Genomic DNA, 13,896 nt, shown 5'->3' with positions numbered 1-13,896 from the left:
TCCCTCCTCCCTAGAAACGATCATCCTGCCGACCTTTTAGCTGTCTCTCTAGGGCATTCATCTCAATTGCAATTTGTGCTGCTTTCAACATGTCCCCGGAACGTTCCGCGCGCACCATAGCTTCCTTCATCTGTTCGATTTCCCGAAACTTTGGCACCTTCAAAATTTCATTCACATAATCAGCGAGCAAATGCTCGTCGAACGGAATGTCATCGTCCGTCATCAATATAGAAGCAGCTGTCCGTTCAAGCCGGCTATCTTGGAGCGAAGCGATAAACCGACTAACATCCGGATCATGTCCTTGCGCATAGTAAGCATATAAGTAAGCAGCAAGCGCTGCGTGATCCTCTACATTAAAAGCCTCTCCGAGCTTCTGATGCACCGTGTTTGCTGTATCAGCATCCTGCAGCATCTGCGCAAGCAGCTTGCGTTCAGCGACCTGATAAGCAGGCAAAACAGGCGGTGCAGAGGACGTACGACGGTTCTCGCGGTTTTCATTCCTACCATTATTCCACGAATTGTCGTTATTATCCCTTTGCGGTTTCATTTTTTGCAGCTGCTGCCGTCGATCAAAGCAGTCCTGCTTCAATGAATCCAGAGACATATCGAACTCACGGGACAGCTCTTTGAGATAAAACTCCCGCTCTGTCGGAGAATCAAGCACGGCAATGATGCCGACCGCTTCGAGCAGGTAATTTTTCTGTCCCTCTTCTTCTAGGAGTATATGGTTTTTCTTAGCATATAGTAGTCTAAATTTCGTTGCGGACACCGGATGTTCGATCGTTTCTCGCATGAACGCATCCGCTCCATGCTTCTCAATGTACTCATCCGGATCCATTCCTCTGGGCAGCATCGCAACCTGAACGCGCAATCCCACTCGCTCCAATAGCGGGATCGTCTTCAGCGCCGCAGCTTGTCCAGCATTATCGCCATCATAACAGAGCACCGCCTCTTCAACATTGCGCTGCAATATCGAGGCATGCTCTTCTGTCAGTGCCGTACCCATAGAGGCTACGCCGTTATGGACACCTGCGCTCCATGCCTTGATAACATCCATATAACCTTCGAACAGAACAATCCGGCGGCTCTTGCGCATAGCTGTCCGGGCATGATGAAAGTTATACAGGTTGCGGCTCTTGTTAAACAGCATCGTCTCCGGTGAATTCAAATATTTCGGTTGACCTTCACCGAGCATTCTGCCTGCCAAGGCGATAACCTTGCCGTCGCGGTTCCAAATCGGAAACATGATACGATCACGAAACCGGTCAATGTAGCCGCTCTTGTCCTGCTTGGCAATAAGCAGTCCGCCTTTCTCCATCAGCGCGAGATTGTATTCCCGCTTCTCGAGAAAACGCGTGAGTGTGTCCCATTCCGGAGGCGCATACCCAATCATAAAATGATCGATTTGCTTATCCGTAACCCCACGATTGCGTAAATATTGCAGTGCAGTCTGTCCATGCGTCGTATTCATTAATAAATAATGATACAACTTTACGGACAGCTCATGCGCCTCGATCAGAGTATCGCGATCTCCCCCATCAGCGGATTGTTGACGTTCCTGCGACCCTGACCAGGTGATGGGAATATTCGCTTCCTCTGCCATTATGCGAATGGCTTCCGGGAACGAATATTCCTCAATCTCCTCAATAAACTTAATAGCGTTGCCGCCCTTACCGCACCCGTAGCAGTAAAAAATACCCTTCTCCGGGGTGACGGTAAACGACGGGGACTTCTCTGAATGAAACGGGCAAAGCCCCTTCATGTATTTCCCGTGCTTCGAGAGGTGAACGTACTTTCCGACCGTTTCTACAATATCATGGTGCTTAAGCACCGCTTCAATAACAGAATCCGGTATTTTCTCGTAAGCCATACACCTTCACCTTCATCCTAAATGACAAGTAATACTATTCGCTACGGCTTGGCATTCTCCTGCCGAGTTTGCAAAACTTTTGTCAGGTTTTGCAGAAAATACGCACGATCCTCGTTAGACATCGCCTTAGGCCCTTTCGTTCTTCCGCCGCTTCGACGCTTCTTCGCCAGTTCATGCCTGCGCTCCATCAAGTAATCAATGTTGCTGTCATCATATTGTTGTCCGCGCGGAGATAGTGCAATCGCGCCCCTCGACAATACAATGGTAGCCAATCCAAAATCCTGAGTAACGACAATATCGCCGCGCCGAATATGGTTGACGATATACAAATCGACAGACTGATCGCTTCGATCGACCTGCATAATGGCAACACCCGCTTCTTCTTGGAGCCGATGATCATGGGAGGCCACCATCAGAACAGGAACCGCGAATTTTCGCGCCACTTCGACAATTTCCCGCTTAACCGGACAAGCATCTGCATCTACTACAATCGTTGGTATGGCTGTCATTCGTTGCATCACCGCATCTTTTTGTAACTACCGTACTATTATATACGGCAAATAAGCAAAAAATCCTGCACCGATCTTGCATCAATTGGATTCAATATACTCCAAAATCAGACTCGCCGTTTCTTCGACTGCCCGATGGGAGACATCGATGACCAGACAACCGATTCGATCTGTGATTTGCGCCGCGTATTTCAGCTCACGCTCGATCCGGGCTGTTGTTGCATATGCTGCACTGTCCGGTAAACCCAATGCTTTCAAGCGTTCTTTGCGAATGCCGTTCAAGTAATTGATATCAATCGTAAGGCCTACTACTTTTTCTTTCGGAATTTGGAACAATTCATCGGGCGGGTCGAGCTCCGGCATGAGCGGAACATTCGCGACCTTGAACTGTTTATGGGCCAAATACATCGAAAGCGGGGTCTTAGATGTACGTGAGACGCCGACGAGCACGATGTCCGCCTTCAGAATGCCTGTTGTATCGCGCATATCATCGTACTTGACGGCGAATTCAACAGCTTCCACCTTGCGGAAATAGTCCTCATCAAGCACATGGTTGAGTCCGGGCTCTTGCCGCGATTTGCGGTTTGTTTTGTCTTCGAGACTCGTAATTAACGACCCCAGCAAGTCAATGGCGATTACCTCGTGAATGCGGGCAAACTCCACCATTCGATCACGCAGCCCCGGAAGCACGAGTGTGTACAGCATAATGGCACTGTGCTCCTTGGCTTGCAGGACGAACCGCTCGAGCGACGCTTCATCATGGACGAACGGCGCTCTGCGGATATCGGCGTTGATGGGATGAAATTGGGCTATCGCAGCCCGGACGACCAGCTCGCCGGTATCACCGGCTGAATCGGAAACGACGTAAATAATGACTTCAGGCTGCGAATTAGTTGCCATTTCTTCCCCTCCTGTGTCTTTTCCTGCGGAAAAACACCTACCAAACAAGCTTCGAGAAATCCGCTACTTTCACGACACTGCTTGCAATGGCAGCCAGTGTTGCAAGACGGTTAGCCCGTACAGCTTCGTCCTCAGCCATTACCATGACTTTATCGAAGTATACATTGATCGGCGTCTTCAGGCTGGCAAGTTTAGCAATCGCTTCTGCTGCACGTCCTTCTTCCACCTGAACATCCACGTCGTCACGAACCTCCGACCAAGCACGATACAAAGCGCCTTCCGCTTCGTCCGCGAACAAGCTTTCACTTACTTCCTTAGACGTTGCTTTGGCTGCAAGGTTGCAAACCCGGTTAAGCGAATCCACTACGGCTTTAAACTCGTCGCGGCGATCTCCCGCAGCAACAGCCATCACAGCAGCCGCACGGTCAACCGTCTGACGCAAATCGTTGTAGCCAACGGCCATAACGGCATCGACTACGTCGTACCGAACGCTTTGCTCCGACAGCACGTTTTTCACGCGAAGGGAGAAAAACTCATACAAGTCTTTACGTATTTCGGCCGCATCACGTTTCAATGAACGCGCAGCATGAACTTCAAGCGATAGATCGAACAACGTGCTTAGCGGCAGCTTCAGGCCGTGTGCTAGAACGATTTGAACGATACCGGCAGCTTGGCGTCGCAGCGCATAAGGATCTTGCGAACCGGTCGGTAAAATGCCAATGGAGAAACAGCCGACTATGGTGTCGATTTTGTCTGCAAGGCTAACCAATGCACCTACCAAGGAAGCAGGTGCTCTGTCACCGGCAAAACGCGGCTGATAGTGCTCGTTTATCGCTCTTGCGACCGACTCGCTCTCTCCGGTTTTACGCGCATAATCCTCGCCCATGATGCCTTGAAGCTCAGGGAATTCGTAGACCATCTGCGTAACCAAGTCGAATTTGCAAATCGCCGCAGTGCGAGCCGCATCAGTCGCAGTTTGAGCATCCGTGCTCAGTGCCTGCGACAGCTTCTCGGTAGTCGCTACGATGCGAGCGACTTTATCCGCAACTGTGCCAAGCTCCTCATGGTAAACAATCGAGGTAAGCTTCGCAAGCGCATCGGAGATCGCAAGCTTCTGATCTTCCGCATAGAAGAACTTCGCATCCGACAGACGTGCGCGGAGTACCTTCTCATTGCCTTTCGCAACGGATTCGATCGAGGTGCGATCGCCGTTACGAACCGTTACGAAGAATGGCAGCAGCTTGCCGTTGTCGTCCAGCACCGGAAAGTAACGTTGATGCTCGCGCATCGAAGTAATCAGCACTTCTTGTGGAATGTTTAAGAACGACTCGTCAAACGTTCCGAATAAGACATTCGGATATTCAACGAGGAACACAACTTCCTCGAGCAGATCTTCTTTAATGGCAATTTGCCAGCCCTTCTCGGCAGCAAGCGCATTGATTTGGGAAACGATAAGCGCTTCGCGCTCAGCAGTATCCACTATCACCTGCTGCTCTCTCAAACGCTCCACATATTGCGAAGGATCGGCAATAACGGTTTCGTTGCCCAAGAAACGATGGCCGCGAGTCGTTCTGCCGCTTTGTACGGCAGTAATTTCAATCGGAACAATCTCCTCGCCGAATAAGGCTACCAGCCAACGGATCGGACGCACGAAACGAAGATCATAGTTGCCCCAGCGCATATTCTTCGGGAATGACATCGACGTGATCAGCGAGACCAAGCCTTCCGGAAGCACATCGCTCGTTACCGTACCGATGCTGCTTTTGTTAGCGTAGATATACTCTACGCCCGCAAGCTCCTTGAAGAAGAAATCCTCGGGTGCAACGCCTTGGCTGCGGGCGAAGCCGAGTGCGGCTTTGCTCCATTCGCCTTGTTCGTTCAGCGCGATTTTGCGGGAAGGACCTTTCACTTCTTCACTCACGTCCGCCTGCTTCTCTTCCACATCGCGAACGAGAACGGTAAGGCGGCGCGGAGTCGCATAAGCTTCTACTGCACCATGACCGATACGGGAGCTTTCCAGCCACTTGGCCATCTTTTCTTTCAATTGATTCATGGCGCCGCGGACGAAACGCGCCGGTACCTCTTCCAGTCCGATCTCAAGCAACAGGTCTTTAGCCATTATCGATCACTCCTTTCTTCAACATCGGGAATCCAAGGCGTTCGCGTTCTTCCAAGTAAGTCGCCGCGCATGCGCGTGCCAGGTTACGAACGCGCATAATGTAGCCCGTACGCTCGGTTACGCTGATGGCCCCTCTTGCATCAAGCAGGTTGAATGTATGCGAGCATTTAAGCACGTAATCGTACGCGGGGAAAACAAGCTTATGCTCCATCGTTTTCTTTGCTTCTTCCTCATACATGTTGAACAGCGAGAAGAGCATCGCCGTATCGGACGTTTCGAACGTATATTTCGAATGCTCGAATTCAGGCTGCAGGAAAACATCGCCATAGGTGACGCCGTCTACCCACTCCAGATCGAACACATTTTCTTTCTCTTGAATGTAGGAAGCCAGACGTTCCATACCGTACGTAATTTCAACGGCAACCGGATTGGCATCGATGCCGCCGACTTGCTGGAAATACGTGAACTGCGTAATTTCCATCCCGTTCAGCCAAACTTCCCAGCCCAGACCCCATGCGCCGAGTGTTGGCGATTCCCAGTTGTCTTCTACAAAACGAATATCATGGTGCAGCGGATCCACGCCAAGGCGCTTCAAGCTTTCCAGATACAGCTCTTGAATGTTGTCCGGGGATGGTTTAAGGATAACTTGGAACTGATGATGCTGATAAAGACGGTTTGGGTTCTCGCCATAACGGCCGTCTGCCGGTCTTCTGGACGGTTCCACATACGCAACGTTCCATGGCTCGGGACCGATTGAACGAAGGAATGTCATCGGGTTCATTGTGCCTGCACCCTTCTCGGTGTCATACGGCTGAACGAGAATGCAATTTTGCTCCGCCCAGAACTGCTGCAGCGTCAAAATCATGTTTTGAAAGTTCATGTCATTCATCTCCTATCAATTTGTTTGCCATGCGCGGCGTCTGAACGAAACGTATGTAAAGGCATATAAAAAAGCCTTCGCCTCTACGTCTGATGTCAGACATAGGGACGAAAGCTATTACGCTCCCGCGGTTCCACCCTACTTGGCCTTCAAGCGCGAATCCGCATGGATGGCTTGAAAACCCTCTTTTCTAAGCTTGCATAAACTCCGGAGTGCCTTTCATCGCGAACGTCCGACCAGGCTTCCACTACCCCCGGCTCGCTAAATCTGACGACTGTACGTGACTACTTTCTCCATCATCGTTCATATTTCATAATATCCTATCTTAGCAATTCTAACCACTCGTGTCAACGAGAAGCTTTATTCACCTACAACGGCACAGCATCATTGCCATTCGACCGGCCGCTCAGCTTGACATCTTCACGGAATGCTGCGGCAAACAACAGCTTCTTGCGATGCTTGCGCCATCTGAAATAACATAACGCACCACGCAAATACTCGTCACTGATCATCCCGATATAAATCCCGTACAGTCCCCAGTGCATCGGGATCGCAAGCACATAGGAAACACCAACCGCGATGATCCACATGCTCGGCAAGGAGTATGTCATGACCGTTCGGCTGTCGCCTACCGCTCCGAGTGACTGACCAAGCGCCATATTCAGCATTTTGCCGGGCTGCAGCGCTAAGTTGAGCCAAAGTAGAGAAACGGCCATATCGATGATCCATGGATCCTTAGTAAACGTGGAAATAATCGAGGTTCGGAACAGTAACAGAACAGCTGTATTCGCAAGTACGACGATTACCCCGAAACCCAAAGCTCGATATGCACTATAGTATGCTTGCCTTAGTTTCTTCGCCCCATACAAATGCGCGATTTGAATTTGGGCAGCGAGCGCGAGCGACCAGCCGAATGTAAATGCAAATGACTCCATCGTGTTCATATAGGTACGTGCTGCCAGCGGCTGCTCGCCCATGGAAGCAATAATACTGAAAATAACAACCTGAGAAAATGTCCATGAGGCACCATTCACACTGATTGGCCATCCGATCTTCAGCACTTCTTTAAGCAGCTTCGCATGAAAGCGGCCAAATTCTCGAACCAACACCGGTGCTCCGAAGGCATGCCGGAACAAGTGCTGCTGGAAGAAGAAAGCCGCGGTTCGGCTAATAACGGTGGAAATACCTACACCCATTAGCCCAAGCTCAGGCAAGCCGAATGCTCCGAAAATAAACGCATAGTTCAGCACAACATGCAAAATGTTCATACCAAGCGCTATGTACATGGGAGATCGGGTATTTCCTGTATTTCGAACTGCTGTGCTCATGGACAAATTCAGCGCCGTGATGACCATGCCGCCGCCGACGATCGACATGTATGTATGCGATAAATCCTTCAAATTGTCCGGGACATGCAGTGCCGTTGTAAATAAAGAAGTTCCGTAAATAAGCAAAACACTAATGATAATACCTAGTATTACGGTGATGGAAACTGACATAATGCCGATTTGGCGTGCTTCGTCCGGTTTGCCTCCGCCCAGCTTCTGAGCAATAAGAATGCCGGCCCCGCTCGTCACGAGTGTGAATAAAATAATGACTGCGTTAAAGAACATATTCGATATCCCAACAACCGCGACGGCATCATCCGAAATTCGGCTCACCATGAGGGTGTCAGCTGTTCCGAGCATAAATTGCAGCATCATCTCAATCATAATCGGCCATGTCAGCGACCATATTCTCGGTGTCGACTGCGCAGCCATAGCGAAACGATTCCTCCTGCCTAATTACAGCGAATAACGATCCATCTGATCCAGAAAAGAGCGGGATTTCAGCTGCAAGCCAAGATGAGTATCCATTAAGGAACGCATAATGTGCTTTAATTGCTGTTTGGTCTCGTCTTTTACTTGAATGTTGCCAAGTCTGCGCATATCCAGCTGCCAGAATAACCGCAGCAGCTTAAGCGCGCCTTCGCTAAGCTCGATCGCTGAAGTATCTTTGTAGCGGCATCTTCCGCAAAGGATACCTCCGCCTCTTACACTGAGTGCCATAGGGCCATTCTCATTGCTGCATGAAATACATGCACTGAGGTCCGGAGCATAACCGGCCGCCGCAAGAATTTTCATTTCGAAGAGCTGAATCGTAATGAGAAGATCCTTCCCCTCACTGATTGCCGTCAAGCAAGCCTTCAGCTGCTCGAACATGAATGAGCCCAAGTCCTCTTCCTGGAGCGCGCGATCTACTAATTCCACGGCATAAGAAGAATAGGCTGTTTTATCCAGCTGTTCACGCAAAACATGGTGAGATTCAATAATCTCACCATGCGTTAACGTACCCAGACCGCTGTTTCGGAAGAATAGATATTCGCCATACGTAAATAATTGCGCGAGCGATCCATGCCTGCTCTTCAGTTTTTTGGCGCCACGCACGACAATTCCGATTTTGCCGTGCGTATTCGTCAGAAGCGTGATTATTTTGTTACCTTCCCCATAATCCATACTCCGGATGACAATGCCTTCGACTCGGTACTGCATATCGTTTCTCCCCTAACCTGCGCGTCCTAAACGGAATTGTCCGTTTCGGGCACTGGTTCTCCCTCTTCCTCGCTGCTGACAGCTTCCGCAGAACCTGCCTGCTCGTCCATCTCCCTGTAAAGCATGAAAGCTTCCACATCCCCGGTCAGCGTAAAATACTTCCACGAAAAGTCTCGCATTCGTATTCATCCTTTCCGCGCTCAGAAATGTTGCTCACGGATTAGGATGCGATGAAGATGATGTCGCTATGCTAGACAAATATCGGACAATTTCCCGGAGAAAGGAAATTCGCTAGTCATTTCTAAAACCAAGATCCTTCAGCACTCGCTCTTGGTTACGCCAATCTTTCTTCACCTTGACCCACAGCTCCAGAAAGACGCGGGAGCCGAGCAACGTTTCGATATCACGTCGCGCTTCTTTACCGACCTGCTTGAGCAGCGCACCTTGCTTGCCAATGACGATCCCCTTCTGGGAATCGCGCTCCACGTAGATAACAGCTCCGATGTTTACGACGCCGTTCTCCTGCACCTTCATATTCTCAATCGCAACGGCGATGGAATGCGGTACCTCTTCGCGCGTCAGATGAAGAATCTTCTCGCGGATAAGCTCCGCACATACGAATTGCTCCGGGTGATCCGTAATTTGGTCAGCCGGATAATATTGCGGGCCCTCCGGCAAATAACTGCTGAGCACTTTAAGAAGCGTATTCACATTGCTGCCTTGCAAAGCAGAAATCGGAATAATTTCCGCAAAATCATACAAGTCTTTATATTGCACAATAAGCGGCAGCAGCGCTTCCGGCTCGATTTTGTCAATCTTGTTCATGATGAGGAAGACCGGCGTCTTCACTTTCTTAAGCGCTTCGATGATGAAGCGGTCTCCTCCCCCAAGTCCCTCGGAAGCATCGATGAGGAATAGGGCCGCATCCACCTCGCCAAGCGTGCCAACTGCGGACTTCACCATGAAGTCTCCCAGTTTGGATGTCGGTTTGTGAATACCCGGCGTATCAAGAAAAACAATTTGAGAATTGTCCTTCGTGTACACCCCGTGAATTTTGTTCCGCGTTGTTTGCGGTTTATCCGACATGATGGCGATTTTCTGCCCGATGACTTCGTTGATTAGAGTCGATTTGCCTACGTTTGGTCTGCCAATAATGGCGACAAACCCGGAATGGTATTTCTCCTTGGATCCTTTAGATCCTGACGATGATGAATTCATAAGCTGTAACTTTATCCCCTTCCGAATCGTTCCGCGTTCCTACGCTTTCGTCAATGCATCCGCTGAGAAGGCACCCGGCAGCAGCTCCGCTACTGTCGATATGCGCCATTCTCCCTTCATATTGCTCATAATGACAGGCATGTCCGGCGGGCAGAGCTCAACCAGTACTTGTCTGCATACGCCGCAAGGCGTAATCGGTGTATCAGTATCTCCAACGACCGCAATCGCTTCGAACGAGCCCGCTTGATGCCCGTCCGCAATAGCCCGAAACAGCGCCGTACGTTCGGCACAGTTCGTCGGACTATAAGCCGCATTCTCCACGTTACAGCCAAAATGCACGCCGCCCTCGGCATCCAACAGCGCCGCTCCGACTTGAAAATTCGAATAAGGCACATAAGCCCGGCTTCGAGCTTCTATGGCTTGCTGCATCAGCTGCTGCCAAACCGGCGATAATTCTCCGATTGATGTCGATGTCATCCTTAAAGCTCCTCTCGTTAAGGCCATAGATGCGGAATAAATACAAACAGGCCGATAATAACGGCCCCAATTGCAGCAACCAGCACACCGCCGGCTGCCGTATCCTTGGCAGCTTTGGCAAGCGGATGCCGGCTTGGACTTGCCAGATCAACGACATGCTCAACTGCCGTATTCATCAGTTCGGCTGCCATCACGACAGCTTGGGCAGCAATAATGACAGCCCATTCCATTCGAGTCAATCCTACCACCAGTCCCGCCGCATTAACAACGATTGCGCAAACCACATGAATTTTCATGTTGGCTTGGGTGCGAACTGCCGATAGGATACCCGAACCGGCATAATAGAAGCTGCGCAGCAGCCGGTTCATTAACGCGTAAGTCCTGCTTGACGGAGAACAGCTTCCTGCTTCTCGGTCATCACAGCTTCGCTCGCCTCATCTTGGTGATCATAACCGATCAAATGAAGGAAACCATGCACGAACAGGAATCCGAGCTCGCGCTCCAAGGAATGGCCGTATTCTTCACTTTGTAGTTTAGCCCGTTCGGCCGAAATAATAATATCGCCCAGCATCCCCTCGAACGGCACCGATTCGCTTTCATCGTCCACCTCGTAGATGATTTCAAGCTCTTCGTCTGTTTCCTCCTGCATGGCAAAGGACAGCACGTCTGTAGGACGATCGATATTGCGGTATTCGCGGTTCAATTGATGAATTTCTTCATCATCCACAATCGAGAGCGTGACTTCCCCTTCGGTCATGCCCTCTGCTTCGGCAGCCATCTGCAATAACTGCTCCAGCACCCCTATAAAGGATTCGGAAATTTCGACTTTCTCTTGATCATTGCTCCATTCCAACTTGAGGCTCATGCCAGACGCTCCTTTTGTTTAACATCTTCCGGATATTCAATGCGCGAGTGGAAAATTCCGATTACCGTTTCTTTCAACGTTTGTGCGATCTTCTCCAGCTCCTTGAGCGTCAAATCGCATTCATTGAACTGGTCGTCGTCCAGCCGGCTTTTAATAATCTTGTGGATCATGGATTCTACTTGCTCCACGGTCGGGCTTCTCAGGCTTCGTACTGCCGCTTCCACGCAATCCGCGATTCCGACGATAGCCGCTTCCTTTGACTGCGCTTTAGGCCCGGGATACCTGAAGTCTTCCTCTGTAAAATCAGGTTCCACGCCCGCTTCCTCAGCCATTTTGTAAGCCTTGTGATAAAAGTATTTCAGACAAGTCGTTCCATGGTGCTGCTCGGCAATATCGCGGATCGGCTTCGGCAGCTTATGATTGCGAAGCATCTCCACACCGTCGCGCGCATGGGCGATGATAATCGATTTACTTAGTTTAGGCTCAATGGAATCATGCGGATTTTCATAGTTTGTCTGATTTTCAATAAAATAACTAGGTCGCTTCGTCTTCCCGATATCATGATAAAACGATCCTACTCTGCATAACAGACCGTTCGCTCCAATCGACTCTGCGGCCGCTTCCGATAAATTGCCGACCATCACGCTGTGGTGGTAGGTTCCCGGCGTTTCCGTCAAGAGCTTGCGAAGCAGCGGATGGTTCGGATTGGACAACTCCACGAGCTTCAGGGCGGATAGAATGCCGAACGTTACTTCAAAGAACGGCATCAAGCCCACTACCAGTATCGCCGTCAACAGCCCACTCGCAAACGCAAACGCAACCGTCATGATGATCTCTGATTTGGGAGGCAGCTCGCCCAGCAGCACAATGGCCAGAACAGAAGCCGAGCCGAACAAGCTGACCATAATACCGGCCTTCAAAATCGTCGAACGCTGGCTTGCGCGGTGAATCGCAAAAATAGCGGCGAACGAAATGACAGCTGTCGTGAATCCATAATTAAAGTCAAACAGCTGACCCGATTCCATATTGAAAATAACACTGCCCATGATGGCAAAAAGAAATGAGCTTACGACGGCCAGCTGAATGTCCAGCAGCAGCACAATCAGCATCGCGCCCATTGCGGTAGGCGCTAAATAGCCGACATACGGCATTTCCTGCGTTTGCGTCAATTTCACGATGTGCATGGCAAGAATGTTGAGCAAGAAGATTAAGAGCAGCATCGACAGCTGAGAGTTGCTGTACTTCATATTCGTCGATCCGCTGCTTAATCCGGCCGCGCGCTCCAGATAACTGTAGATCACGATGAGAAAGAGAACCGATAGCAGCAGCAAGCCAAGCTGCGGCCAATACGACTTCTTCGTTTTCAGTACGCCGATTGAGGAAAGCCGGTCATAAAGTTCCTTTGAGATGATCTCGCCTTTATGGACGATAATGTCGCCTTGCTTCACGACAACGGGAGTCGTATTTTCTTTCGCCGCTACTTTCGCATCATTGGTTGCCTGCGTATCCAGAAACTTATTCGGCATGATCGCGTATCTGGCAAGCTCCTGCACGATTTCCCTTGTTTTACGTTCGGTAAGCGTGCTCGCGTTGACGAGCTCCGCTACTTTCGTCCTTGCGGTCTCCGCTTCACGCAGGGAATCACTCATCAGCTTGCGGACAATATTCACGCCAACCAGATGCATATCGCTCAGTTGGATCGCGGAGAGCGAAGGCAGTTTATAATAGGTTTCCTCCGGAATTCGATAAGCCTGGGATTTCACGACTGCTGCCATTTCGTCCAGCAATGTATCGTTATAGGTGCCATTCCCTTTGTTATTCTGAACAAATTGATCGACATAATCGGTATACAGCCGCGGAATTTCGCTGCGATAAATGGACACCTTGTTTTCCAACGTGACTTGGTCGTCCTGATTCAACTGCTCCATGCGAGCGAAAATCTGCTCCAGCAGCACCTCGCTGCGGAGGGCAACAATCGAATAAATCGGCTCCACCCGATCGGCGGCAAGCTCCTGCGCCTGAAGCGTCGCCTTCTCATCCTTAATGTCCACCGGCGCTTCAATGTCGCGTTCACTGGCTTTGCCTAGCTCGATATTGTACGTCTTGGGGAGCACATGTGGGGCAAGAGAGAAATAAAATAGCAAAACAAACAGAAGCAGCAATACCCAGCGTACAGCCGAGCTGTGCTTCCATCCACTCCATCCGGAGGACGCTGATGACTTAGACTCATCCGGGTTGGCTTGTTGATTTACCATGGTTGATATCCTCCTAGAAACTACACATCCCCCTGGATCTCCTTCGTAAGGAGAAATCCAGGGACGTTGTCCCCGGAACCCTTACAATCAGAGCTCCCCATGGACACTGTCCCTGGACCCTATATGTACGACGATATTCTTTCAATGGGATCTTCATTCAAAAGCGGATACATCCCCCTAATCCCCCTTACCTAAGGGGGACCCCAGGGACGCCGTCCCTGGACCCGGAATGTACCGTGCCTGCCGCCTGGGCCGTCTTCGACCATACTTCG

At 50.4% G+C, this 13,896-nt stretch carries 13 protein-coding genes; all 13 read right to left on the bottom strand.

Features of this window, described 5'->3' with window-relative positions; genetic code table 11:
* Positions 1 to 10: 10 nt before the first annotated feature.
* Entirely contained in the window at positions 11 to 1,870 is a 1,860-nt protein-coding gene (gene dnaG, locus I8J30_RS15915) for a DNA primase (RefSeq protein ID WP_210659333.1), read from the bottom strand.
* A 41-nt stretch (positions 1,871 to 1,911) separates the two neighbouring features.
* On the bottom strand, positions 1,912 to 2,379 hold the full coding sequence (locus tag I8J30_RS15910) for a YaiI/YqxD family protein (RefSeq protein WP_210659331.1): 468 nt from the start codon (positions 2,377 to 2,379) through the stop codon (positions 1,912 to 1,914).
* An 81-nt stretch (positions 2,380 to 2,460) separates the two neighbouring features.
* Positions 2,461 to 3,279 (bottom strand): pyruvate, water dikinase regulatory protein, encoded by an 819-nt coding sequence (locus I8J30_RS15905; RefSeq protein WP_210659329.1) that lies wholly within the window; start codon positions 3,277 to 3,279, stop codon positions 2,461 to 2,463.
* A 37-nt stretch (positions 3,280 to 3,316) separates the two neighbouring features.
* Positions 3,317 to 5,398 carry a glycine--tRNA ligase subunit beta gene (gene glyS, locus I8J30_RS15900; RefSeq protein WP_210659327.1) on the bottom strand — a complete coding sequence of 694 codons (2,082 nt, stop codon included), beginning with the start codon at positions 5,396 to 5,398 and terminating at the stop codon, positions 3,317 to 3,319.
* Positions 5,391 to 6,278: a glycine--tRNA ligase subunit alpha gene (gene glyQ / locus I8J30_RS15895; RefSeq protein ID WP_091219634.1), complete on the bottom strand. Its 888-nt coding sequence runs from the start codon at positions 6,276 to 6,278 to the stop codon at positions 5,391 to 5,393. Before glyQ ends, glyS begins: the two co-directional genes overlap by 8 nt.
* A 368-nt stretch (positions 6,279 to 6,646) precedes the next feature.
* Positions 6,647 to 8,038: an MATE family efflux transporter gene (locus I8J30_RS15890; protein WP_210659325.1), complete on the bottom strand. Its 1,392-nt coding sequence runs from the start codon at positions 8,036 to 8,038 to the stop codon at positions 6,647 to 6,649.
* A gap of 24 nt (positions 8,039 to 8,062) precedes the next feature.
* Positions 8,063 to 8,809: a DNA repair protein RecO gene (recO, locus tag I8J30_RS15885; protein WP_210659323.1), complete on the bottom strand. Its 747-nt coding sequence runs from the start codon at positions 8,807 to 8,809 to the stop codon at positions 8,063 to 8,065.
* A 26-nt stretch (positions 8,810 to 8,835) separates the two neighbouring features.
* Positions 8,836 to 8,988 carry a YqzL family protein gene (locus I8J30_RS15880; RefSeq protein ID WP_210659321.1) on the bottom strand — a complete coding sequence of 51 codons (153 nt, stop codon included), beginning with the start codon at positions 8,986 to 8,988 and terminating at the stop codon, positions 8,836 to 8,838.
* 112 nt (positions 8,989 to 9,100) lie between these two features.
* Positions 9,101 to 10,027 carry a GTPase Era gene (era, locus tag I8J30_RS15875; protein WP_091219644.1) on the bottom strand — a complete coding sequence of 309 codons (927 nt, stop codon included), beginning with the start codon at positions 10,025 to 10,027 and terminating at the stop codon, positions 9,101 to 9,103.
* 39 nt (positions 10,028 to 10,066) lie between these two features.
* Positions 10,067 to 10,504 carry a cytidine deaminase gene (cdd, locus tag I8J30_RS15870; protein WP_210659319.1) on the bottom strand — a complete coding sequence of 146 codons (438 nt, stop codon included), beginning with the start codon at positions 10,502 to 10,504 and terminating at the stop codon, positions 10,067 to 10,069.
* Positions 10,505 to 10,521: 17 nt separating this feature from the next.
* Positions 10,522 to 10,872: a diacylglycerol kinase family protein gene (locus I8J30_RS15865; protein WP_210659317.1), complete on the bottom strand. Its 351-nt coding sequence runs from the start codon at positions 10,870 to 10,872 to the stop codon at positions 10,522 to 10,524.
* Positions 10,872 to 11,369, bottom strand: coding sequence for an rRNA maturation RNase YbeY (gene ybeY / locus I8J30_RS15860; protein ID WP_210659315.1), 498 nt, complete (start codon positions 11,367 to 11,369; stop codon positions 10,872 to 10,874). Before ybeY ends, I8J30_RS15865 begins: the two co-directional genes overlap by 1 nt.
* Entirely contained in the window at positions 11,366 to 13,624 is a 2,259-nt protein-coding gene (locus I8J30_RS15855; protein ID WP_210659312.1) for an HD family phosphohydrolase, read from the bottom strand. The genes ybeY and I8J30_RS15855 overlap by 4 nt, the downstream gene beginning before the upstream one ends.
* Positions 13,625 to 13,896: the final 272 nt, after the last annotated feature.

The organism is Paenibacillus lignilyticus, from assembly GCF_017942085.1.
Classification (GTDB): domain Bacteria; phylum Bacillota; class Bacilli; order Paenibacillales; family Paenibacillaceae; genus Paenibacillus_Z; species Paenibacillus_Z lignilyticus.
This window is presented reverse-complemented; position numbering and strand designations above follow the sequence as displayed.